We start from the raw sequence: 24,363 nt of genomic DNA on the forward strand, positions 1-24,363 counted from the left end.
TTAGCCTCTCCCCTTTCGAATATAGCCACCGGAAACTGCAACAACATGCCCTGAGAGCTCAAGCTCCAAAAGCTGCATCATGACCTCATGCACAGGTATATGGGTTCTCTGTGCCAAAATATCAACGGGTGTCGCCTCTAACCCTACGTTAGCGAACAGCTGTGGAAATGGCAATTGTTCATTTTCCCCAATACTGGACGTAGGTTCGAACAAACTGGGCTGCTGATCAATAGACCAGTCTAACAGACTCTTTATTTCAATCAGAACATCTTGAGCACTCTGTACCAAACATGCACCAGCTTTGATTAAACTATTCCCTCCACGACTGGTTGGGCTATGAATCGAACCTGGAAGCGCGAAAACCTCGCGCCCCTGCTCCATGGCATAGCGAGCCGTAATCAAAGAGCCACTTTTCTCAGCTGCTTCAACCACTAAGGTTCCGAGCGATAAACCACTTATAATACGGTTACGACGAGGAAAATGTTCAGGTCGTGGTTTGGCATCTGGACGGAACTCTGAAATCAACGCACCATTCTCACAAATTCTATCCGCTAAATTTCGGTGTCGGACAGGATAAATAGAATCCAAACCCGAACCCAACACAGCAAAAGTTTCCCCACCCTTATCTAGAGCACCATCATGAGCATAGCCATCGATACCGAGCGCTAAGCCACTGGTGACAATCAAACCGTTTTGAACGAACTCTTTGGCGAAAGACTTCGCGGTTTGCAACCCTTCGAGACTAGCATTGCGACTGCCGACCATCGCGATTTGAGGCTCAATCAATTTTTCAACATGACCTTTAACAAAAAGCACACTTGGCGCAGAGGCGGTCTCATTCAGCAGTTTGGGGTAATGAGGGCAATTCGGGGTAAGGATGTGATGGTTGGGTTGTCTTGCTTGCCACGCTAAGCAAGCCTCCACTTCTCTTGGGGCTTGCTCTCTTAAATAAGCAATTTGCTTGGCAGACAGACCAAGCGCTTGCAGTTGCTGACTTGAGTAACCAACAATATTCGGAGGGGAATCAATGCTCAGCAATCGAGAAAGTCGCTTGCCACCCAATTGCGGAACAAAGCTCAGAGAGAGCCAAGCGATCAGTGGTTGCTCATTCACTTGGTGCCCTTAACCTCTTCCTTCAAAGCAAGGTCCACAGGCGATACCGCCAGAATGTCATTGCTAACCGGTTTTGAGCTCTGAGTAATCAGGGCGAGACTAAAATACTCGTAAGGGCGGATGACCATCAAACTACCGAGCGAGGTACTTGGCAATTGCACCTTATCGCTCGCCGCTGACTCTTTGTAGCTGTATTCACCTTGCTTACCAAACACCACAGCGCCGTTTTCGCTGAGGGTAAACATAGAGCCTTGGCGAAGATTGTCCTGTGAGCCTTTATTGATAACGACCACCTGATTCTTTGCACTGTATTGGCTGCCATCTAATGAACCCAATATATTAGCAAACTGCCCTGCAGCACTAGGCGCTGGATAAAATGTGGTTGAGAGCTTCACCTGATCGACACCAAGCTCAGGCAACACTAGATCGTTAAGCAGCACCTCTTGCAGTTGGGTCTCGATCTGTAAGCGACTGAACTCAGCGTCCACTTCTTTTAAGCGTGCCGTGGCGACCAAACGTAACGAGGTCATACTCGCCTGAGGTAGCTGTCGCTGGTAAGTTTCGACGGCGCGGTAGATACCCCACTTGGGATACTGCTGTTTACCCGAGATAAATAACCGGTCTTCACCCGATAAGAAACGTTTACCATCGCTTGTCCCCAACACTCGTTGAGCTGATTGGATATCTTGCTGCTCAACCAAGCGGTCAGATTGTAGATATGGCAGAACCAGCCCCTCGTTGACGGTAGGCACCGCTTTCTTCTCAGAGACACGAATCTTAGGGCTCAGTTTAATTACAGGCTTTAGGCTCAATACAGGCTCGCCATTAATCCAAACCAAAGACAATTTATCTCCGGGGTAAATAAGGTGAGGGTTTTCTATCTCTGGATTTACTTGCCACAACCTCGGCCACAACCAAGGACTATCGAGATACATCGTGGAAATATCCCATAAGGTATCGCCCTTAACTACGACATAAACCTGAGGTGCATCCTGCCTAATGGTTAAAGGTTGCTCACTATTTTCAGCCATAACGGTGAACGAAAGTGAGGCACAAACGAGAGAAAAAATAGAAGAAAAATGACGCATGACCTAGGTTCCTTGGTCTGAATATATGACATCTGATTTGAGAATTACCTTCAGGATGCTGTCATTTGACCTCTAAAATGTCTAGAATTGAGCCAACAAGGTTTAAGCTGTTTCGGCACAGTTCAATATTTCGAGTGTATATGTCTGTATTACAAGTATTAACATTACCAGATGATCGTCTACGTACCGTGGCGAAACCGGTAAAAGAAGTTACCCCAGAGATTCAAAAGTTCGTTGATGACATGATTGAAACCATGTACGACGAAGAAGGTATCGGCCTTGCGGCAACGCAAGTAGATTTCCACCAACGCATCGTTGTTATCGATATTTCAGAAACACGTGATGAACCTATTGTTCTGATCAACCCTGAAATTACCGAGAAGCGTGGCGAAGATGGTATCGAAGAAGGCTGTCTATCTGTACCCGGCGCTCGAGCTCTAGTACCTCGCGCTGCAGAAGTCACAGTTAAAGCATTGGACCGCGAAGGCAACGAATTCACATTCGACGCTGACGACCTTCTGGCTATCTGTGTTCAGCACGAACTTGACCACCTAGAAGGTAAGTTGTTTGTTGATTACCTATCGCCACTAAAGCGCAAACGTATTCAAGATAAGCTAGCGAAGATTAAACGTTTCAACGAGAAACAAGGCTAATAACCGCTGCTATTACTAAATTAAGAAGGAAGTCTACCTTGAGTCAATCTTTAAGAATTGTCTTCGCAGGTACTCCGGATTTCGCCGCCCGTCACTTGGCGGCGTTGTTGTCTTCGGAGCATGAAGTTATTGCTGTTTACACACAGCCAGATCGTCCAGCAGGCCGCGGTAAAAAACTGACTGCGAGCCAGGTAAAAAACATCGCACTTGAAAACAATATTCCGGTTTACCAACCAGAAAACTTCAAGTCAGATGAAGCTAAGCAAGAGCTAACAGATTTGAATGCTGACATCATGGTTGTTGTCGCTTACGGCTTATTGCTTCCACAAGCTGTATTAGATACGCCTCGCTTAGGTTGTATCAACGTGCATGGTTCAATCCTGCCACGCTGGCGTGGTGCTGCTCCGATCCAACGCTCTATCTGGGCGGGCGATAAAGAGACTGGCGTGACGATCATGCAGATGGATATCGGCCTAGATACCGGTGATATGCTAAGCATCGCAACGCTACCAATCGAATCTACAGATACCAGTGCGTCAATGTACGAAAAGTTAGCTGGTCTTGGTCCTGATGCTCTTGTTGAGTGTTTAGCAGACATCGCTTCTGGTAAGGCTGTTGCTGAGAAGCAAGATGACGAGCTTGCTAACTACGCGAAGAAGCTGAGCAAAGAAGAAGCAAAAATTGATTGGAATGACAGTGCAGAACACATCGAACGTTGTGTGCGCGCTTTCAACCCATGGCCAATGAGTCACTTTGCGATTACTGATAGCAGCTCTAATGATGAAAAAAGCATTAAAGTTTGGCAGACACGTGTTGATGAAGAATCGACGTCTGCGCCAGCTGGCTCAATAATCAAAGCAGATAAGACTGGTATTTATGTTGCGACTGGCGACAAAGTACTAGTATTGGAACAGTTACAAGTTCCAGGCAAAAAAGCTATGTCAGTTCAAGATATCTTGAACTCACGTGCAAGCTGGTTTGAAGTTGGGACTCAACTTTCTTAACCGCTTTAAAGCTACTCAATATGTACTTAAAAACGTGTAGCTTGTAAAAACACAGTTTAGAAAACCTTTACGAGGGCAGAGATGCCCTCATGTATTCAAATAAATATTCGGTACCCCTCATGAATGTTCGCGCTGCTGCTGCAAATGTCCTATTCCAAGTTGTCGATAAAGGCCACTCTCTTTCACACGCTCTCCCTGCGGCTCAAAAAACGATCCGTCCGCGAGACCATGCTCTACTGCAAGAGATTTGCTACGGCGCACTTCGTTACCTGCCTCGCTTGGAGTCAATCGCTAACGAACTGATGGAAAACTCGCTTAAAGGTAAAAAGCGCGTATTCCACCACCTGATCTTAGTAGGCATTTACCAGTTGAGCTTTATGCGCATCCCTTCGCATGCTGCCGTTGCTGAAACAGTTGAAGCAACCAAAACGCTGCGCGGCCCAAGCCTGAGTGGTTTGATCAACGCAGTACTTCGCAGCTACCTGCGCGATCAAGAAGAGCTAGATGAAAAAGCAGTTAGCCACAATGCGGGCAAATACAGCCATCCAAGCTGGATTCTAAAAATGCTTCAAGAAAGCTACCCAGATCAGTGGGAGCAACTGATTGAAGCAAACAACAGCAAAGCACCAATGTGGCTGCGCGTAAACCGTCAACACCACACTCGTGACGAGTATGTTGAACTGCTTAAAAACGAAAACATTGAATACACACTGCACCCAGAAGCGGCTGATGCCATAAAATTAGCGTCACCTTGTGATGTTACTTTGCTTCCGGGTTTCGACAGAGGTTGGGTATCTGTACAAGATGCTGCAGCTCAACTTTCTGTTGATTACCTAACACCCAAAGATGGTGAGCTAATCCTAGACTGTTGTGCAGCGCCAGGTGGTAAAACTGCGCACATTCTTGAACATACTCAAGACACTGAAGTGGTTGCGATTGACAGTGATATTAAACGCCTAGACCGTGTTTACGATAACCTTGAACGCCTACAACTGCGTGCCGACGTAATCTGTGGCGATGCTCGCTACCCTGAAGAGTGGTGGATGGGTGATAAGTTCGACCGTATCCTGCTTGATGCTCCTTGTTCAGCGACTGGCGTAATTCGTCGTCACCCTGACATCAAGTGGCTACGTCGTGCATCTGATATTGATGCACTAGCAGAGCTGCAAAGCGAGATCATGGATGCAATGTGGCGTCAGCTGAAAGAAGGCGGCACCATGGTTTATGCGACATGTTCTATCACGCCGCAAGAAAACGTGCTGCAAGTGAAAGCATTCCTTGAGCGAACCGAGAACGCAACGCTTGTTGGGTCTGATATCGAAAATCCAGGTCGTCAAATACTGCCTGGAGAAGAAGATATGGATGGCTTCTACTACGCAGTTCTAGTAAAACAGGCATAACAACTAACAGCGGCTAAGAATTTATTTCTTAGCCGCTGTTTCTTTCTAGTGCATTATCAAAACAAAGTGAGATCACTAGAATTACGACGGTAAAGAAAAGAGACAGGCTATGAAGATCATTATCCTAGGTGCAGGCCAAGTTGGCGGTACCCTTGCTGAAAACCTGGTTGGTGAAAACAACGACATCACTATTGTCGACCGTAATACTGACCGACTTCGTGAACTTCAGGATAAATACGACCTTAGGGTTGTAAACGGTTATGCCAGCCACCCGAACACACTACGTGAAGCGGGCGCGCAAGATGCCGACATGTTGGTTGCCGTAACCAACATGGATGAAACCAACATGGCTGCGTGTCAGGTTGCCTTTTCTCTTTTCAACACACCAAACCGAATTGCCCGCATTCGCTCTCCTCAATACCTAGAAGAGAAAGAAGCGCTATTCAAGTCTGGTGCTATCCCAGTCGATCACCTGATCGCACCCGAAGAGCTAGTGACCAGCTATATCGAGCGCCTGATTCAATACCCAGGCGCATTGCAGGTTGTGAGCTTTGCTGAACAGAAAGTTAGCCTCGTCGCAGTAAAAGCCTACTACGGTGGTCCACTGGTCGGTAACGCCCTATCTGCTTTGCGTGAGCACATGCCGCACATCGATACTCGTGTTGCTGCTATTTTCCGTCAAGGCCGCCCTATTCGCCCGCAAGGCACTACCATCATTGAAGCAGACGATGAGGTTTTCTTCGTGGCCGCGAGTAACCATATCCGCTCAGTAATGAGTGAACTGCAACGCCTAGAGAAGCCATACCGCCGCATCATGATTGTCGGAGGTGGTAACATTGGTGCAAGCTTGGCGAAACGCCTTGAGCAGAGCTACAGCATCAAGCTTATCGAACGTAGTTACACTCGTGCTGAGAAGCTATCTGAAGAATTAGAAAACACCATCGTATTCTGTGGTGATGCCGCCGACCAAGAACTGCTAACCGAAGAGAACATCGATCAGGTGGATGTGTTCATTGCCCTAACCAATGAAGATGAAACCAACATCATGTCCGCTATGCTGGCTAAGCGAATGGGTGCCAAGAAGGTAATGGTACTGATTCAGCGTGGTGCTTACGTCGACCTTGTTCAGGGTGGTGTGATTGATATTGCGATATCGCCACAACAAGCGACCATTTCTGCGTTGCTTACTCACGTTCGTCGTGCTGATATTGTAAACGTATCCTCTCTACGTCGTGGCGCTGCAGAGGCGATCGAAGCCATTGCTCACGGTGACGAAACCACATCGAAAGTCGTTGGCCGAGCGATTGGCGACATCAAACTGCCACCGGGCACCACTATTGGTGCAATTGTTCGCGGAGAAGAGGTTCTTATTGCGCACGATAGAACCGTAATTGAACAAGATGACCACGTTGTGATGTTCCTAGTGGACAAGAAATACGTACCTGATGTTGAGTCTCTATTCCAACCGAGCCCATTCTTCTTATAGCCTTGTTCTCGTAAGCTTCTTCTCGCAACTTTCTTTTTGTGAGAACGACGCTCCGGCACAAAGCTGTAATCTATTTAAGCTATGGTCTATTAAGCTATGGTCAACTTTCGTCCGATATTATTAGTGATAGGGTTAGTGTTATCAAAACTCGCCCTTTTCATGTACATCCCTACATTGGTTGCCTTTTTTACTGGCACCGGTGGCTTCCTCGAGTTTGGTCAATCGGTAGTGATCACGCACATTGTGGCGTTCATCTGCTTAAGCTTAGGCCGTTCAGCTAATTTCCGACTTGGGGTGCGAGACATGTTCCTGATCACCTCTTTGGTCTGGACTATTGCCAGCGCCTTCGCTGCACTACCCTTTGTCTTCATCAACCACATCAGCTTCACTGATGCCTATTTTGAAACCATGTCGGGTATCACCACGACAGGATCAACCGTATTAAGCGGCTTAGACAGCATGGCACCAAGCATTCTATTATGGCGATCTATATTGCAGTGGCTTGGTGGTGTTGGGTTCATCGTAATGGCAGTAGCGGTTCTACCAATGCTTAACGTCGGTGGTATGCGCTTGTTCCAAACTGAGTCTTCCGATTGGTCAGATAAAAGCAGCCCGAGAGCAAAAACCGTCGCCAAGAACATAGTGGCGGTCTATTTGGTATTAACAGGCCTATGCTTGGTGAGCTACCTATTTGCGGGCATGAGTGTGTTTGATGCCATCAACCACTCATTTACCACGCTATCTACAGGCGGTTACTCAACCTCAGACGGTTCTATGAACCACTTCTCGAACAGCGCTCACTGGGTGGGTACTGTATTCATGTTCTTAGGTGGCTTACCGTTTTTACTCTTTGTCAGTGCGCTGCGCGGTAGAAAGCTCTCTATCCTCTACAAAGATGCCCAAGTGAGAGGCTTCGCTTACCTATTCTTAGTCACCAGTGCTGTGATATCCACATGGCTGGTGGTCAGAGATGGCTACACGGTATTGGATGCGATGCGTGTTTCGATGTTTAACATTGTGTCAGTCGTCACCACAACTGGTTTTGGCTTAGAAGACTTCACCGCGTGGGGCGCTTTGCCTACCACGCTGTTTGCCTTTTTAATGATGGCGGGCGCGTGCTCAGGTTCAACCTCTGGCGGTATCAAAATCTTCCGCTTCCAAATTGCAATGACCATGCTCCATAAACAAATGATGAAACTGATTCATCCATCGGGCGTGTTTGTTCAACGCTATAATCAACGACCAGTCAGTGACGACATCGTACGTTCACTCGTTGCATTTGGTCTGATGTTCTTTATCACGATTATCTTAATTGCCGGTGGGCTGAGTGCGATGGGACTTGATCCTGTAACCAGTATATCCGGTGCTATCACAGCCGTTGCCAATGTTGGTCCAGGAATGGGCAGCGTGATCGGTCCAACCGGAAACTTTGCTCCACTGCCTGACGCCGCAAAATGGCTATTAAGTTTAGGAATGCTGATGGGGCGACTCGAGATACTGACGCTCATCGTTCTATTTTTCCCAGCCTTTTGGCGACGCTAACCAAGCACAAAATCAAGGAAACACAGATGAAATCATACGTACTTCTCGCTGGCGCATTGCTCGCAAATTCAGTATTCGTAAGTGCTGCCTTTGCGGATCAAATGGTCACACTACCTGATGGCAAACAAGTGTTACTCAAAGATGATTATACTTGGCAATATGTGGCACCGAAGCAAACGGAAGCAGCAGCGACAACATCAGAGATCGCCGTCCCTGTTGCAGCAGCACCTGTCGTAGCCGTCCCGGTAGCGACGAATACTCGTGGCACAACGGTTGTGGTTAATAGTAAAAAACCAAGCTTACAGCTGTCTCAATCAGGAGTGGATGTTGTACTGGGTGCAAGTCGCTATGAAAATGGTGAGCTTATTATTCCGACTGCCATCACCAACCAAGGCACTCAAGCTGTCATTTTGGTATCACTTAACATCAGCGTATTTACTGTAGAAGGCGAGTTGTTGGCAGAAGAAAAAGTTGCAGTGTGGAAATCAATCAAACGAATGGCCGACACATATTTGCGACCAAAGACAGGTGAGGAAGGCAAGCTAATCAAGCTCGACCTAGAACAACACCCTGAATATCAGATCAAAGCTGAAATTACTGAAGTACTAGCTCGCTAAACCGGAGTCACGTACAAGTAAATAGCGAAGAAATGGCAAGCGCAGCCCGCCAAAACAAACAAGTGCCAGATGGCATGATTGTAAGGGATGCGTTTTGCCACATAGAAAATCACCCCCAAAGAGTAGATCACACCGCCAAGCGCTAATAATACCAAACCGCCCATCTCGATATTCATCGCTAGTTGATACACCACTATCAACGACAACCAACCCATCGCTAAATATGTCACCAATGACAAGCGCTTAAATCGATAGACAAAAGCAATCTTCATTATAATTCCGACCAACGCGATACCCCAGATTACCGCCATCAACCCCATTGCTAATGGTGTTCTTAAGCTCACTAACAAGAATGGCGTATAACTGCCAGCAATCAGTAAATAAATCGCGCAGTGATCAAGAGTTTTGAGTAAGCGCTTGGTTTTCTCAGTGGTGATCGAGTGGTACAACGTGGAAGCAAGAAAGAGCAGAATAATACTGCTGCCATACACCGCCATACTGGCAACAGTAAGCATGTCGGCTTGGTAATCAAAAGCACGAATCAGCAATAGGACCAGGCCTACCACACCAAGTACAACGCCCAAACCATGGGTTATCGCATTAGCGCGTTCTTCAATATCACTGTATTCGCTAGCCGATGATGCAGACATGGTTATCCTACTAGAGTAAATGTTCGATTTGCCTAGTATTACACATTAAGCTTACACGTGTAAGCTTAAATTATTATGACGTAAATGCTGCTAAGTATGTGTGACCGAGTCGCTCCTCAGACACTAAGAAGCGTTGTCTAAATACTCAAGCACCATTTTGCCCGCATCTTCTGGTGAGGTATCCAATGGCACACTCAACTGACGCTGCAGCTGACCAATGCCTAGCAAGCTAGCCAACATACCTTTTGCACCATCGCGATTGCGGTCTATCTCAAACCACAGCTTAAGCTCCGTATCATCACGATGAGCAACCACTTCCAGCTCACGCCAGCGGCCATGATAAGGGCCTGTGGTTGGAACAAATTCAAACTCTTGTACAAACGGTAATTCAAAGCCATCTACCGCTTCACATTCAACTTGGCGAATGCGCAGACCTTGAGCTTCGAGTTCGTTAAAAATGCCATCAAGTAGCGCATCAGGACGAACCGTTAAAATATCCTTATCCGAAGGGTCAATCGCCATCGCAATATCGAGCCCGGTTTCAAGCCACACCTTTGAGTCACCAATCGTCACAGGGGTATTCAACGGCACATCAAACTCGCATTCAAAGTCACGAGTTTCTCCCGGCTGAATCACAAAGGAATACGGCAGGCTCCATTTGGCCAACGAGTATGTTTGGTGCATTCGACGTGTTTGACCGCCCTCTTGCCTTTGCGAATTAGTGGTCACTTCTTTTATGTAGCGACAACACAGGTTGAGATCGATGTTATCTATCTCCTGCGGTTGAGAGCCACCATACACATGCACAATAATGCTCGCCTTTTGCCCTGGATAAAGCACTTCCTGTTGCAATACAGAATCCACTTTGGCAGATCCAATACCAAAACTTGCTAACGTTTTCTTTAAGAACGACATATGCACCTCCTTTAAAACATCATCTTAAGCCTGAAAGAGGTTCAAACTCAAATATACTGCTCACACTATTTTAGCTCTAATATCGTCTATTTATCACTCAAGCGTCGATCGATAACTTAGATAGTGATAATCTAAGCCTTGATATGCATGCATATCATTATCCTGATTTATTATTCGGATTGGCGAAAGCCAGACGAGTGACTCTTCAAGTAATTGAAGCGGATCTCATGGTAAATCAGGCCATTAGATTGGCAATGGATATGCCTGACCGTTAGGTAAATGAATGCGCCCAACAGCTGTCAGGTTCTCGCACACCAACCGTAGTGCGATGCGTCGTCGTAGTGGCTTTGCTGCCGCTCCAATGGCTAAGAAATTGGCTCCAACAATGACTTTAGTTGAGAAGACTGCTTTATTAGCACCGACTGCAACAAAAGTAATTAAAGCCGCTTAATAAAAAGCGCAGTTTTTACTGCGCTTTTTTCTTGCCCTATCCTTTCTGAAATGTGTTTACACATTGGTATTCCCTACCTGATTTGATACCTTAAGCCACAAATCATTATAAAATTTGTGGAGAATAAAGTATGAAGTGTCATCGTATTGAAGAACTGCTTGAATTGATGGAGCCTGAGTGGCAGAAAGATCAAGAGCTTAACTTGTTAGAATTCATCATTAAGCTGTCAAAAGAAGCGGGCTACGAAGGTAAACTTGAAGAACTGACAGACGACGTTCTGATCTATCACCTCAAAATGCGTAACAGTGAAAAAGATGAAATGATCCCAGGCCTGAAAAAAGACCAAGAAGATGACTTCAAAACCGCGATTTTAAAAGCGCGTGGCATCCTTTAACAGCTTAAATGCGTTAAAGCTTAATTGCCTTATCAATAAATTGCTCAATTCTAAAAAGCGACCTCTTGGTCGCTTTTTTGTTTCTGTTCGCTATTTTTTCGTCACAACTGTTATGACTTTTGTTGTTAAAGGTTGATAGCGTTAAAGAAATGAGAACAAGATTGTCGTTATAATCGCCATCCATAAGAATCTTCTAAAATAATAAGAGTGAGTGCGATAACAACAAATGCACCAAGCTCAATTTCAATAGGTTCTCTAAACCATACTTTCAAGTAATGTCGTCATGCCCTCTTTAACAGGGCAAACAAGCCACAAAAAGGATAGTCCATGAGTCAGGATAAAATCGATATCAAAGATGTGACGCCTAAAACCTTTAACCCGAAAACACATAAAGGTAATGGAGATCGATTTAACCCAAGTAACCGAATCTATGTTCGAGAAAGCAAAGGTAAATTCCAACAACTGCGCCGTTATGGCGGTTGGTTCTTACTTTTACTTTTTGCGCTTATCCCATGGATTCCATTTGGTGAGCGACAAGCGATCTTACTCGATATCGGCAGCCAGCAGTTTAACTTCTTTGGCACCACGCTGTACCCGCAAGATCTGACGCTCCTCGCCATCCTATTTATGATTGCTGCGTTCGGCCTGTTTTTTATCACAACCTTTTTAGGCCGTGTTTGGTGTGGCTACTTGTGTCCTCAGACCGTGTGGACCTTTATGTACATCTGGTTCGAAGAAAAGCTAGAAGGCGCTGCCAATAAGAGAAGAAAACAAGATTCAGGTAAACTGACAAGCAATCTAATCGTTAGAAAAACCCTCAAACACATCGCATGGTGGGCAATTGCAATCGCAACAGGACTAACCTTTGTCGGTTACTTCATCCCTATCAAAGAGTTGGTGATTGGCTTCTTTACCTTTAACTCGTCTTTCTGGCCGGTGTTTTGGGTACTGTTCTTTGCAGGCTGTACTTATGCCAATGCCGGTTGGATGCGTTCAATTGTTTGTCTGCACATGTGTCCTTACGCGCGCTTCCAATCGGCTATGTTCGATAAAGACACTTTCATCGTTGGTTACGACACAGAACGTGGTGAAAGCCGCGGCCCTCGTTCTCGCAAAGCCGATCCAAAAGAGCTTGGCCTTGGTGACTGTATTGACTGTAATTTATGCGTTCAAGTTTGCCCGACAGGTATCGATATTCGTGACGGCCTACAATACGAATGCATTAACTGCGGTGCGTGTATTGATGCCTGTGACCACACGATGGAACGTATGGGCTATGAAAAAGGCCTGATCAACTACACCACAGAACATAGACTTGAAGGTCACTCAACCAAGGTGATGCGCCCTAAACTCTTAGGCTATGGTGTAATATTGATCGTTATGCTGGGTTTATTCTTTGCACAAATCGCGAGTGTTGATCCTGCAGGCTTAAGCGTTCTGCGAGATAGAAACCAGCTATTTAGAATCAATACTCAAGGGCTTGTCGAAAATACTTACAACTTGAAAGTCATCAACAAAACTCAGCAAGAGCAAGAGTACAAACTTGATGTGAAAGGGTTACCCAATTCTATCTGGTACGGTAAGCAAACCATTACGGTCGATCCGGGCGAGGTTTTGAACCTACCTATCAGTTTGGGGGTCGACCCAGAAAAACTGAGCTCACCAGTTTCGACAATTCAGTTTATACTCTCGGATAATGAAGAGTTTACGATGGAAGTAGAAAGCCGCTTTATCAAGAAACTCTGATACCAAGCCTCTCACGGATTGGTATAACTTCCCTATAAATGGAAAAAGGCTCAGTAATGAGCCTTTTTTATTCTATGACGATGCAAGCCTTTAACTTTGATAACTTGACCCCTGACTTCATGTGGTACGCACTGGAGAGTATTGGAGTTCGAGCTGAATCTGGGCTTCTCGCCCTCAACAGCTACGAAAACCGGGTATATCAATTCACCGACGAAGACCGTAAACGCTACGTCGTTAAGTTCTATCGGCCGCAACGCTGGAGCAAAGAACAGATTCAAGAAGAGCACGACTTTACACTTGAGCTTATCGACCAAGAAATTCCAGTCGCACCGCCGATACGCATCAATGGCGAAACCCTACATGAGTATCAAGGCTATCTGTTTACACTGTTTGACAGTGTTGGTGGCAGGCAGTACGAAGTCGATAACTTGAACCAACTGGAAGGGGTAGGTCGTTTCCTTGGTCGAATTCATAAGGCAAGTGCAGGCAAAACATTCCAACACCGTCCAACCATTAGCTTAGATGAATACCTATATCAGCCACGTAAGATTCTAGAGAATTCGCAGTTTATCCCGACGCACCTAGAAAACGCGTTCTTCAATGACGTTGACCTTCTGATAAAAGAGCTAGAGAACCAGTGGCCGAGCAACATTGAGAACATCCGCCTGCATGGTGACTGCCACCCAGGTAATATATTGTGGCGCGACGGACCAATGTTCGTCGATCTCGATGATTCGCGCAATGGACCAGCGGTGCAAGATCTATGGATGCTACTTAACGGCGAACGCCAAGATAAACTGATGCAACTGGATATTCTGCTAGAGAGTTATCAAGAGTTTTGCGATTTTAATACCTCACAACTGAAACTAATCGAACCACTACGCGGTCTACGTATGGTGCATTACATGGCATGGCTAGCAAAACGATGGCACGATCCTGCTTTTCCTTTGGCCTTCCCATGGTTTAATGATCCTAAATATTGGGAGCAACAAGTACTTGCTTGTAAAGAGCAAATTGCTACCCTGCAAGAACCACCACTTTCGTTAATGCCTCAGTGGTAATAATAATCGCAACATACAACTAGATAAAAATTCAAACATAATGGAGATTGGATAAATGAAAAAGCTATTCGCATTTTTCTCATTGATCATGTTGAGCCTTTCAGCTCACGCTGCGAAATTTAACGAAGGTGAACACTACAAAGTTCTCGACCTAGAAGCATCAAAAAAACCAATGGTGACAGAGTTCTTCTCTTTTTACTGCCCACACTGTAATAGCTTTGAGCCAATCATCCAGCAGCTAAAACAACAGCTACCTAAAGACGCTAAGCTACAGAAGAACCATGTTTCATTCATGGGTGGCAACATGGGCTTACCAATGAGCAAAGCTTACGCAACCATGATTGCATTGAAAGTGGAAGACAAAATGGTGCCAGTGATGTTTAACCGCATTCACAACATGAACAAGCCACCACGCGATGAAGCAGAGCTACGTCAAATTTTCTTGGACGAAGGCGTCGACGAGAAAAAATTTGATGCGGCTTACAATGGCTTTGCAGTAGATTCTATGGTTCGTCGCTTCGACAAAGCATTTAAAGATAGTGGCCTGTCAGGCGTTCCCGCTGTTGTAGTCAATAATCGCTACCTGATCGATGCTCAAGGTATTAACTCTCTCGATGAGTACTTCGAGCTGGTTAACTTCTTATTAAAGAAGTAAGTTAATGATTAAAGGAAGCTCAGGCTTCCTTTTTTTTCCTAAATCAAAAACCATCATTGAGAAATAATCAGCCAGGAAATACCGTGCTTTACTGATATTAATAACCCGTCCTAAGAACCGGTGGGCAAGGAGCCCGTAAATGAAAATAAAAATCACACTTCTCGCATTAAGCGTTGCTGCTTCGCCTGCCTTTGCCAAGCTTGCAAACGAACAAGGCTTCAGTGGTGAAATCTCTATCAATACCGGGGTAACCTCTTCCACCTCAAATTTTAATACCGATACTGATAGCACCATCTCGTCAAATAACCAGAAAGCCTCATCTGAGAGCTCATTTCTAGTCGCGCCTTTGGGCAATGTCGCTTACACCTTTGGTGAAAAATTAAATCATCAAGTGTATACGGGTACCGCTCGTGATGACGTAGCAACAGGTACTGTTGTGCTAGAGGTTGGTTATAAATACCAACTAGAGTCAGGTATGGTCATTGACGCTTCACTTCTGCCAACCATTATGTCAGGTAAAACTTGGGCGAATCCATATGCAGAAGGCGTTACTCGAAGCAAAACCGATGAAACTGGCAATGCCTTTCGTTTGAAGCTAAGCAGCATTGCAGGCTCAGCTTTCTCGCTAGACATGGCCTACGCCACCAAAGATGTAGAAGATGATTTAGTTAGAGAAGAACTCCAACGTGATGCAGAAACCTTCTACCTGAAAGGCCAATACCGCGTTCCACTCAGCCGTACCATGATGTTAGTACCATCATTGATTTACCAATCAAGCTCTGCAGATGGCAAGGCTGCCTCTTATGAACAGTTTGGCGGTGAGGTAAGTCTATTTGGTGGCATGGGTCGTCACCAATACGCGTTGACTGCGGGTTACAACCAACGATCCTACGATGCTAGCAACCCGATTTACGGCAAAACGCGTAGCGATGACAACATTAACCTGTTTGCCGCATATGAGTATGAGCAGTTCATGAACTGGGAAAACTGGTCGTTTGTTTCACTGGCGGGCTACGGTACCAGCGACTCGAATATTACCTTCTACGATGAGTCTCAATACATCGTCTCAGTAGGTCTGAACTACAAGTTCTAGTTAGACTTCATTGCTCGCTCATAACCATTAGTTCATAACAACGAAAGCCTGCGTAAAAAGCAGGCTTTCTTGTTTTTATACCAATCGTAGTAAATAATGACCCGTTGTTTACTACGATTGGTATTACTATACAGCTTGAGCTGTGAGTTGCTTCAACAACCGATCCATGGCTCGATAGCCAAGCGCTTCCGATAGGTGCTTCTTTTCAATCTGCTCATTACCGTCAAGGTCAGCAATGGTTCGCGCCACCTTGATGATCCGGTGGTAAGCGCGAATCGATAAGCCCAATCGGTGCAATGCCGTTTCCAGAAACTCCGCATCCTCACGTCTTAACGGGCAATACTTTTCAATTTCTCGGCTACCTAACAGTGCATTCGATTTATGATTGCGAGATAGCATCAGCTCACGAGCCTGCCTGACCCTTTGCTTTACGACTTGAGTCGTTTCACCACGGTCGCCACCTTCGGCTAACATCCCTTTGGGCAACAGGGGGATCTCTAACGACATATCGAATCGGTCCAATAACGGCCCTGATAGTCGATTGAGGTAGCGAAGGATGATTTGTGGGTTCGCTCGAGCTTGATTGCCTTCATAATAACCTGTAGGGCTTGGGTTAAGTGCACCGACTAATTGAAAGCGCGCAGGAAAACGCGTCTTACCTGCCGCACGAGAGATAATGATTTCACCCGACTCCAACGGCTCTCGCAAAGAATCGAGTACCTTGCGCTCAAACTCAGGCATCTCATCAAGAAACAATAACCCGTTATGCGCCAAAGATATCTCACCAGGGCGAGGCACCGAACCACCACCCACCAATGCTGCCATTGAGCTCGAATGATGGGGGGACCTAAAAGGTCGTTGCTTCCAGTTGTATTGATTGATCTCTTGTTGAGTTAAAGAAGCGATCGAAGCCGTTTCCATCGCTTCTTCGTTACTCATCTCAGGCAATAAATCGCGTAGTCGCGAGGCCAACATCGTTTTGCCAGTTCCAGGCGGGCCGAGGAACAATAAATTATGGTTACCAGCAGCAGCTATTTCTAATGCTCGCTTGCCTTGCTGCTGGCCGATAATATCTTGTAGGTCGCGAAGCACTGAAACATCAGCCTGATGATGTTCCGTTCTATATAGACCAAGCTGAGCCTGACCACACATATCCGCACAAACCTCCAACAAGGTTTGCGCCGACTTATGTGCCCCTTTACCGACTAAAGCTGCCTGATCGCCATTGTGATGCGGTACGACTAAGCAACGCTCAACTCTGTCAGCAGCGAGTGTTGCAGGCAGTACCCCTTTCACCGAGCGCAACTCACCCGACAGCGCTAACTCACCAATAAATTCATGTTGAGCTATTTTTGATGTGGGTAACTGGTCCGACGCAACTAAAATCCCAAGCGCGATAGGCAAGTCAAACCGCCCGCCTTCTTTCGGTAAATCTGCGGGAGCTAAGTTAACCGTGATCCTTTTCGATGGAAACTCAAAGCGAGAATTGATGATCGCGCTTCTCACTCGATCTTTAGATTCCTTGACCGTTGTTTCAGGTAAACCCACCAACGTAAAACCGGGCATTCCATTGCTGATATGCACCTCGACTGTCACTTCTGGAGCCTCTACACCCACACTAGCTCGACTATGAATTATCGCGAGTCCCATAACTTTCCTTTGTCTTTGATTTAAAAGTATTCGCCCTGGATATTCATTGCTCACCAAAGCGATAAGGTTGTTATATAGCGTGGTGGAATGGTGTTTTAATGTGAAAAAAGAATGACATTTTCCTTGTCATGCAGCAGATTTGTGTGATAACACTAGAGATGTAGACATTTACTTAAGACAATAAACGAGAAAACTCGAATTTTATGACATTTAACGCTCGCATTTATGCACTGATTAACCTGATTATCGTAGTCATTATTGAGACTGCGCGGGGGCGAGTGGGAAAAAAGTAACCACGAATTAGAAAAAACCCCCGCACTGAAAAGTTCGGGGGTTTTTTCTAATTTAAAGATTCGATTTTTATAATTTTATTATTTTCGGCTTTGCCGATTTACAGGAAGAATGGGAGCACAAGATGTGCAGAGACAATGGAAACAATTACCAAAATAAAGGTAATACGGAGGAATTACGATGAAAGGCGCAGAACTGGTCGTATCCGCACTCAAGCAACAAGGCATTGAGACCGTATTTGGTTACCCAGGCGGTGCCATCATGCCAATCTACGATGCTCTTTATGACGGCGGTGTTGAACATATCCTATGTCGCCATGAGCAAGGTGCAGCAATGGCTGCCATTGGTATGGCTCGTGCAACTCAAGATGTGGCTGTTTGTATGGCAACCTCAGGCCCTGGTGCGACAAACCTAGTAACCGGCCTTGCTGATGCCTTTATGGATTCCATCCCACTCGTTGCTATCACAGGTCAAGTTGCTAGCTCACACATCGGTACTGATGCATTTCAAGAAATGGATGTGATTGGCATGTCTCTGTCATGTACTAAACACAGCTACCTAGTAACCGATATTGAAGACCTCGCTCCAACACTAGCGGAAGCGTTTGTCGTAGCAAAATCAGGTCGTCCCGGCCCGGTCATTGTTGATATCGCAAAAGACGTTCAACTAGCAGAAACACCTGTCGATGTTCTTCCTGAATTTACACCACCAGCGATACCTGTTGCGACAACTGACGCGATTGAACAAGCACAACACTTCCTATCTCAAGCGACTCGTCCTGTTTTATACGTAGGTGGTGGCGTTCAACTGGCTAAAGCAACGGAATCCGTTCGCGAATTTTTACGCCTAAACCCAATGCCAGCCGTAAGCACGCTCAAAGGCTTAGGTACTATCGAGCGTGACGACCCACATTACCTTGGTATGCTTGGTATGCACGGCACCAAGGCCGCTAACCTAGTTGTTCAAGAGAGTGACCTGTTGATTGTTGTCGGTGCTCGTTTTGATGACCGAGTAACAGGCAAGCTCGATACCTTTGCTCCTCACGCAAAAGTCATTCATATCGATATCGATGCGGCTGAGTTCAGTAAATTGCGCCTGGCAGATGCACCAATTCGTGGTGACATCAACAAAATCATGCCTCAACTGGAACTGAGCCAAGACATCTCATCTTGGGTTCACCACTCTGAAGGGCTACGTACTTCGTTCAAATGGCGCTACGACCACCCAGGCGATCTTATCTTTGCTCCACTACTGCTCAAGCAACTATCTGACATGATGCCTTCAAGCTCTATAGTTTCGACAGATGTAGGCCAACATCAGATGTGGGCAGCTCAGCATATTCAACCACGCGATCCACAAAACTTCATCACCTCTGCTGGATTGGGCACCATGGGCTTTGGTTTACCAGCAGCAATGGGTGCATCGGTTGGTCGTCCTGATGACCAATCAATTCTTATCTCTGGTGACGGTTCATTCATGATGAACGTACAAGAACTTGGCACGTTAAAACGTCGTCAAATCCCAGTGAAGATGGTACTGCTTAATAACTCTCGCTTAGGCATGGTTCGCCAATGGCAATCTCTGTTCTTTGATGGCCGCCATAGTGAAACCATCTTGGATGACAACCCAGATTTCGTGATGCTGGCAAAAGCATTCGATATCCCGGGCAAAACCATCACACGTAAAGAAGAAGTAGAACCTGCATTAAAAGAGATGCTTGAGAGCAAAACCGCTTACCTACTTCATGTTCTTATCGATGAAGAAGAAAACGTATGGCCACTAGTACCGCCAGGTGCTTCAAACAGCGAAATGTTGGAGAACACATAACATGAAAAGATACTTACTAGACATCAAAGCCGATGATAAACCAGTACTACTAGAACGTGTTCTTCGTGTTATCCGTCACCGTGGTTTCATCGTTAAACAAGTGGCAGGAACCCAAAACCAAGAAAGCAAAGTGGCAAGCGTTGAGATCATTGTTGACAGTGACCGTCCGATTTCATTCTTGGTTAATCAAATAGAAAAGCTGTGGGATGTGCGTACCGTTGACGTTATCTCTATCAGCCGTAATGAATTGCCAAACAACAACTTACAACAAAAGATAAGCGCATAAGGAACCGCAAACATGACAGCTAAAACAGCAGACTATATTTGGTTTAACGGTGAAATGGTTCCTTGGGCAGAGGCGAACGTTCACGTTCTTACTCACGCAATGCACTACGGTACTTCTGTATTTGAAGGCGTTCGTTGCTATAACACGCCAAAGGGTCCGGTTATCTTCCGTCACCCAGAGCATGCAAGACGCCTAAAAGACTCAGCGAAAATCTACCGCTTCCCAATTCCTTTTACTGAGGAAGAAATAATGGAAGCGACTCGCGAAACGCTACGCCAAAATAAGCTAGAGTCAGCGTACATCCGCCCTCTAGGCTTTGTGGGTAACGTTGGTTTAGGTGTTTGCCCTCCTGAAAATACAGAAATGGATCTGATCATCGCCGCTTTCCCATGGGGTTCTTACCTTGGTGAAGAAGCGCTAGAAAATGGCGTAGATGCGATGATCTCAAGCTGGAACCGTGCAGCACCAAATACAATCCCAACCTCAGCAAAGGCTGGTGGTAACTACCTATCTTCATTGCTAGTTGGTGGTGAAGCGCGTCGTCATGGTTACGATGAAGGTATTGCTCTGAGTGTTGATGGTTATCTTTCAGAGGGTGCAGGCGAGAACATTTTTGTTATTCGTAACGGCATTCTCTCTACACCACCAGCAACCAGCGCGATTCTGCCGGGTATCACTCGTGACTCGATCATGACACTAGCAAAAGACATGGGTTATGAAATCCGTGAAGAGAACATTGCTCGTGAAGCCCTGTACCTTGCTGACGAAGTCTTCATGACAGGTACAGCAGCAGAAATCGTTCCGGTTCGCAGCGTAGACAAAATTACAGTAGGTGAAGGCAAACGCGGTCCTATCACTGAAAAAGTTCAAGCGGCTTACTTTGGTTTATTCAATGGCACGACTGAAGATAAGTGGGGCTGGTTAGATTATGTTTACCCAGCAGACCACGCGTCAGAAAACCAAACGCAAACAACTAAGTAAGCAACAGCCAAATATTTTATAAGGATTTAAGCAATGCCAATCTATCGTTCAGCAACGACTACCCACGGACGCAACATGGCTGGTGCGCGCGCTTTATGGCGTGCAACTGGCGTTAAAGATGATGACTTCGGTAAGCCAATCATCGCGGTTGTAAACTCGTTCACTCAATTCGTACCAGGCCACGTTCACCTTAAAGATATGGGTCAACTGGTTGCGGGTGAAATCGAGAAAGCGGGCGGTATCGCTAAAGAATTCAACACCATCGCTGTGGATGATGGTATCGCAATGGGTCACGGCGGCATGCTGTACTCACTGCCATCACGTGAGCTTATCGCAGACTCAGTAGAGTACATGGTGAATGCGCACTGTGCAGATGCGATGGTGTGTATCTCTAACTGTGACAAAATCACTCCGGGAATGATGATGGCTGCAATGCGCCTCAACATCCCTGTAATCTTTGTTTCTGGCGGCCCAATGGAAGCCGGTAAAACCAAGCTTTCAGATCAAATCATCAAGCTAGACCTTGTTGATGCGATGATTCAGGGTGCCGATCCAACCATTTCTGATGCGCAAAGTGAGCAAGTAGAACGTTCTGCATGTCCAACATGTGGCTCATGTTCAGGCATGTTCACGGCTAACTCAATGAACTGTCTGACAGAAGCGCTTGGCCTCTCTCAGCCAGGTAACGGTTCTATGCTAGCAACGCACGCTGACCGTGAAGAGCTATTCATCAATGCTGGTAAACGCATCGTTGACCTAACTAAGCGTTACTACGAGCAAGATGACGAATCAGCACTGCCACGCAACATTGCTAACCGCGCAGCCTTTGATAATGCAATGGCGCTAGATATCGCGATGGGTGGTTCAAGTAACACAGTACTTCACCTTTTAGCGGCAGCTCAAGAAGGTGAGATTGATTTTGATATGGGTGATATCGACGAGATGTCTCGCCGCGTTCCACACCTATGTAAGGTTGCTCCTTCAACACCTAAATACCACATGGAAGACGTGCACCGTGCTGGTGGCGTAATGGCTATCCTAGGTGAGCTTGATCGTGCAGGTCTATTGAACAACCAAACTCGCACCGTTCTTGGTCTAAGCATGCAAGAGCAACTTGCTCAATACGACATCATGCAGACAGAAGACGAAGCCGTACTTAAATTCTTCCGCGCTGGCCCTGCGGGCATCCGTACCACCAAAGCTTTCTCACAAGATTGTCGTTGGGATCGTCTTGATGACGACCGCAAAGAAGGTTGTATTCGTACCAAAGAGAACGCATTCAGCCAAGAAGGTGGCCTAGCGGTACTTTCGGGTAATATCGCCGTTGATGGTTGTATCGTTAAAACCGCGGGTGTTGATGAAGAAAACCTTAAATTCCAAGGCCCTGCAATCGTATTCGAAAGCCAAGATACGGCAGTAGACGGTATCTTAGCGGGTAAAGTAAAAGCAGGCGAAGTGGTTGTTATTCGCTACGAAGGTCCTAAAGGTGGTCCGGGCATGCAAGAGATGCTCTACCCTACCACTTACCTAAAATCTATGGGTCTAGGTAAGTCTTGTGCACTATTAACTGACGGACGTTTCTCTGGTGGTACATCAGGTCTGTCTATCGGTCACGCCTCTCCAGAAGCAGCAAGCGGTGGTGTAATTGGTCTAGTGAACACAGGCGATATCATCACTATCGATATCCCTAGCCGCTCAATCACGCTTGATGTTCCTGAAGAAGAACTAGAAGCACGTCGTGTTAAGCAAGATGCACTAGGCTGGAAACCAGAAAACCGTCAACGTGAAGTGTCTTTCGCATTGAAAGCTTACGCAAGCATGGCAACCAGTGCTGACAAAGGCGCTGTACGTGATAAGTCTAAGTTAGAGGGCTAACTATGAGTGATGACGCCTCCAGTCCCCAGAAACAAACTGGCGCAGATTATCTGCGTCAGATCCTGAGAGCGCCAGTTTACGAAGCGGCGATTGTGACACCTCTACAGGATATGCCACGTTTAAGTGCTCGAATTGGTAACCTGGTTCAGCTAAAACGCGAAGATCGCCAACCTGTGCACTCGTTCAAGTTGCGTGGTGCCTACAACATGGTATCAAGCCTCAATGAGCAACAGAAAGCCGCTGGTGTGATTGCGGCATCGGCTGGTAACCACGCTCAAGGCATGGCACTGTCGGGTTCTAAATTGGGTATTCAGACCACGATTGTGATGCCAAAAACCACACCAGACATCAAGGTTGATGCGGTACGTGGATTTGGCGGTAATGTTGTTCTGCACGGCAGTAACTTTGATGAAGCGAAAGCGGAAGCGGAACGCCTTTCGGCTAAACATGGCTACACTTTTGTTCCTCCTTTCGATCACCCATTAGTGATTGCTGGGCAAGGTACGATGGGTATGGAGATGCTGCAGCAAAACGGCCACATGGATTATATCTTTGTGCCTGTTGGTGGCGGTGGCTTAGCGGCTGGTGTTGCTGTGTTAATCAAGCAGCTGATGCCAGAGATTAAAGTCATTGCGGTTGAACCGGAAGACTCGTCTTGCTTGAAGGCAGCGCTGGATGCAGGCGAGCCTGTGGTCCTGGATCAAGTCAGCATGTTTGCAGATGGCGTTGCGGTTAAACGTATTGGCGAAGAAACCTTCCGGCTTTGCCAGCAGTACATCGATGGCCATGTTGCGGTTTCTAGTGATGAGATCTGTTCTGCGGTTAAAGACATCTTTGAAGACACCCGTGCGATTGCCGAACCTTCGGGAGCACTTGCTCTGGCTGGCTTGAAAAAGTTTGCTGAGCAGAACCAACTGCAAGGCAAGCAACTGGCGACGGTACTGTCTGGTGCTAACACCAACTTCCACGGTCTGCGCTATGTGTCTGAACGTTGTGAGTTAGGTGAGAAGCGCGAAGGTTTGCTTGCGGTGACTATCCCTGAGCGACAAGGGGCATTCCTAGAGTTCTGCAATATTATTGGCGGCCGAGCGGTGACGGAGTTTAACTACCGCCACAACGACGAAAGCCTAGCGAATATCTTCGTTGGTGTACGACTGCAAGGTGGTCAAGAAGAGCTCGAGCACATCATCAATGACCTACGTGAGGGCGGCTATCCAGTCGTCGACCTTTCTGATGATGAGATGGCAAAACTGCACATTCGCTACATGATTGGCGGCAAACCATCGAAGCCATTGAAAGAACGCCTATACAGCTTTGAGTTTCCGGAATACCCAGGTGCCTTGATTAAGTTCCTTGATACCTTAGGTACCCATTGGAACATCAGCCTGTTCAACTATCGTAACCACGGTGCCGATTATGGTCGCGTATTGTGTGGCTTCGAACTTGGCGATGATGATTTAGCTCAGTTCTCAACACATTTACGAGAGCTTGGTTATCAGTGTAAAGATGAAACCGATAACCCTTCTTACAAGTTCTTCTTGTCTTAAGAATTAAGCTATCGAACCAAAAAGAGCGAGTTTTTACT

At 46.4% G+C, this 24,363-nt stretch carries 22 protein-coding genes; 17 read left to right on the forward strand and 5 right to left on the reverse strand.

What is annotated here, in order from left to right:
* On the reverse strand, positions 1–1,113 hold the full coding sequence (gene dprA, locus SJY39_RS20820; protein WP_016789736.1) for a DNA-processing protein DprA: 1,113 nt from the start codon (positions 1,111–1,113) through the stop codon (positions 1–3).
* Positions 1,110–2,201 carry a LysM peptidoglycan-binding domain-containing protein gene (locus tag SJY39_RS20825; protein WP_016793476.1) on the reverse strand — a complete coding sequence of 364 codons (1,092 nt, stop codon included), beginning with the start codon at positions 2,199–2,201 and terminating at the stop codon, positions 1,110–1,112. The genes dprA and SJY39_RS20825 overlap by 4 nt, the downstream gene beginning before the upstream one ends.
* Positions 2,202–2,341: 140 nt before the next feature.
* Here SJY39_RS20825 and def point away from each other — a divergent pair, with 140 nt between their 5' ends.
* From def to SJY39_RS20855, 6 genes are all read left to right on the forward strand, one after another.
* A complete protein-coding gene (gene def / locus SJY39_RS20830) occupies positions 2,342–2,854 on the forward strand; it encodes a peptide deformylase (protein WP_010433336.1) in 513 nt (170 codons plus the stop codon).
* Positions 2,855–2,892: 38 nt separating this feature from the next.
* Positions 2,893–3,858, forward strand: a complete 966-nt coding sequence (fmt, locus tag SJY39_RS20835) for a methionyl-tRNA formyltransferase (protein ID WP_016793477.1) — start codon at positions 2,893–2,895, stop codon at positions 3,856–3,858.
* Positions 3,859–3,977: 119 nt separating this feature from the next.
* The gene (gene rsmB / locus SJY39_RS20840) at positions 3,978–5,258 is read left to right on the forward strand and encodes a 16S rRNA (cytosine(967)-C(5))-methyltransferase RsmB (protein ID WP_016784119.1); all 1,281 of its coding nucleotides are present in this window, start codon (positions 3,978–3,980) and stop codon (positions 5,256–5,258) included.
* Between the two features lie 109 nt (positions 5,259–5,367).
* Complete coding sequence (trkA, locus tag SJY39_RS20845; protein ID WP_010433327.1) at positions 5,368–6,744, forward strand: Trk system potassium transporter TrkA; 1,377 nt, start codon at positions 5,368–5,370, stop codon at positions 6,742–6,744.
* A 96-nt stretch (positions 6,745–6,840) separates the two neighbouring features.
* The gene (locus SJY39_RS20850) at positions 6,841–8,286 is read left to right on the forward strand and encodes a TrkH family potassium uptake protein (protein WP_029189229.1); all 1,446 of its coding nucleotides are present in this window, start codon (positions 6,841–6,843) and stop codon (positions 8,284–8,286) included.
* Between the two features lie 26 nt (positions 8,287–8,312).
* Positions 8,313–8,903, forward strand: a complete 591-nt coding sequence (locus SJY39_RS20855; protein ID WP_016784120.1) for a DUF3157 family protein — start codon at positions 8,313–8,315, stop codon at positions 8,901–8,903.
* Here SJY39_RS20855 and SJY39_RS20860 read toward each other — a convergent pair.
* Together SJY39_RS20860 and SJY39_RS20865 are read right to left on the reverse strand one after the other, a co-directional pair.
* Positions 8,900–9,553, reverse strand: a complete 654-nt coding sequence (locus tag SJY39_RS20860; RefSeq protein ID WP_016784121.1) for a hemolysin III family protein — start codon at positions 9,551–9,553, stop codon at positions 8,900–8,902. The genes SJY39_RS20855 and SJY39_RS20860 overlap by 4 nt on opposite strands.
* A 123-nt stretch (positions 9,554–9,676) precedes the next feature.
* Positions 9,677–10,468 (reverse strand): sporulation protein, encoded by a 792-nt coding sequence (locus SJY39_RS20865; protein WP_010433315.1) that lies wholly within the window; start codon positions 10,466–10,468, stop codon positions 9,677–9,679.
* A 283-nt stretch (positions 10,469–10,751) separates the two neighbouring features.
* Here SJY39_RS20865 and SJY39_RS20870 point away from each other — a divergent pair, with 283 nt between their 5' ends.
* From SJY39_RS20870 to SJY39_RS20895, 6 genes are all read left to right on the forward strand, one after another.
* On the forward strand, positions 10,752–10,919 hold the full coding sequence (locus tag SJY39_RS20870) for a hypothetical protein (RefSeq protein WP_010433312.1): 168 nt from the start codon (positions 10,752–10,754) through the stop codon (positions 10,917–10,919).
* 130 nt (positions 10,920–11,049) lie between these two features.
* On the forward strand, positions 11,050–11,313 hold the full coding sequence (locus SJY39_RS20875; protein WP_010433308.1) for a YihD family protein: 264 nt from the start codon (positions 11,050–11,052) through the stop codon (positions 11,311–11,313).
* A gap of 327 nt (positions 11,314–11,640) precedes the next feature.
* Positions 11,641–13,059 carry a cytochrome c oxidase accessory protein CcoG gene (gene ccoG, locus SJY39_RS20880; RefSeq protein WP_016784122.1) on the forward strand — a complete coding sequence of 473 codons (1,419 nt, stop codon included), beginning with the start codon at positions 11,641–11,643 and terminating at the stop codon, positions 13,057–13,059.
* Between the two features lie 74 nt (positions 13,060–13,133).
* Positions 13,134–14,120, forward strand: a complete 987-nt coding sequence (locus SJY39_RS20885; protein ID WP_010433301.1) for a serine/threonine protein kinase — start codon at positions 13,134–13,136, stop codon at positions 14,118–14,120.
* A gap of 55 nt (positions 14,121–14,175) precedes the next feature.
* Entirely contained in the window at positions 14,176–14,775 is a 600-nt protein-coding gene (locus SJY39_RS20890; protein WP_010433299.1) for a thiol:disulfide interchange protein DsbA/DsbL, read from the forward strand.
* Positions 14,776–14,914: 139 nt separating this feature from the next.
* A complete protein-coding gene (locus SJY39_RS20895) occupies positions 14,915–15,868 on the forward strand; it encodes a DUF2860 domain-containing protein (RefSeq protein WP_010433296.1) in 954 nt (317 codons plus the stop codon).
* 126 nt (positions 15,869–15,994) lie between these two features.
* Here the strand turns inward: SJY39_RS20895 and SJY39_RS20900 are convergent, their stop codons facing one another.
* Positions 15,995–17,518 (reverse strand): YifB family Mg chelatase-like AAA ATPase, encoded by a 1,524-nt coding sequence (locus tag SJY39_RS20900; protein WP_016767536.1) that lies wholly within the window; start codon positions 17,516–17,518, stop codon positions 15,995–15,997.
* 471 nt (positions 17,519–17,989) lie between these two features.
* Between SJY39_RS20900 and ilvG the strand changes: the two genes are divergently transcribed.
* Genes ilvG through ilvA form a run of 5 tightly spaced genes read left to right on the forward strand, consistent with a single transcriptional unit; the run spans position 17,990 to position 24,325 of the window.
* On the forward strand, positions 17,990–19,636 hold the full coding sequence (ilvG, locus tag SJY39_RS20905; protein ID WP_010433260.1) for an acetolactate synthase 2 catalytic subunit: 1,647 nt from the start codon (positions 17,990–17,992) through the stop codon (positions 19,634–19,636).
* A 1-nt stretch (position 19,637) separates the two neighbouring features.
* Positions 19,638–19,922 carry an acetolactate synthase 2 small subunit gene (ilvM, locus tag SJY39_RS20910; protein WP_010433257.1) on the forward strand — a complete coding sequence of 95 codons (285 nt, stop codon included), beginning with the start codon at positions 19,638–19,640 and terminating at the stop codon, positions 19,920–19,922.
* 12 nt (positions 19,923–19,934) lie between these two features.
* Entirely contained in the window at positions 19,935–20,903 is a 969-nt protein-coding gene (locus SJY39_RS20915) for a branched-chain amino acid transaminase (protein WP_010433254.1), read from the forward strand.
* A 33-nt stretch (positions 20,904–20,936) separates the two neighbouring features.
* Positions 20,937–22,778 (forward strand): dihydroxy-acid dehydratase, encoded by a 1,842-nt coding sequence (gene ilvD / locus SJY39_RS20920; protein ID WP_010433252.1) that lies wholly within the window; start codon positions 20,937–20,939, stop codon positions 22,776–22,778.
* A 2-nt stretch (positions 22,779–22,780) separates the two neighbouring features.
* Positions 22,781–24,325 carry a threonine ammonia-lyase, biosynthetic gene (ilvA, locus tag SJY39_RS20925; RefSeq protein ID WP_016767538.1) on the forward strand — a complete coding sequence of 515 codons (1,545 nt, stop codon included), beginning with the start codon at positions 22,781–22,783 and terminating at the stop codon, positions 24,323–24,325.
* Positions 24,326–24,363 lie beyond the last annotated feature (38 nt).

The sequence above is a fragment of the Vibrio sp. R78045 genome (assembly GCF_042466085.1).
Classification (GTDB): domain Bacteria; phylum Pseudomonadota; class Gammaproteobacteria; order Enterobacterales; family Vibrionaceae; genus Vibrio; species Vibrio cyclitrophicus.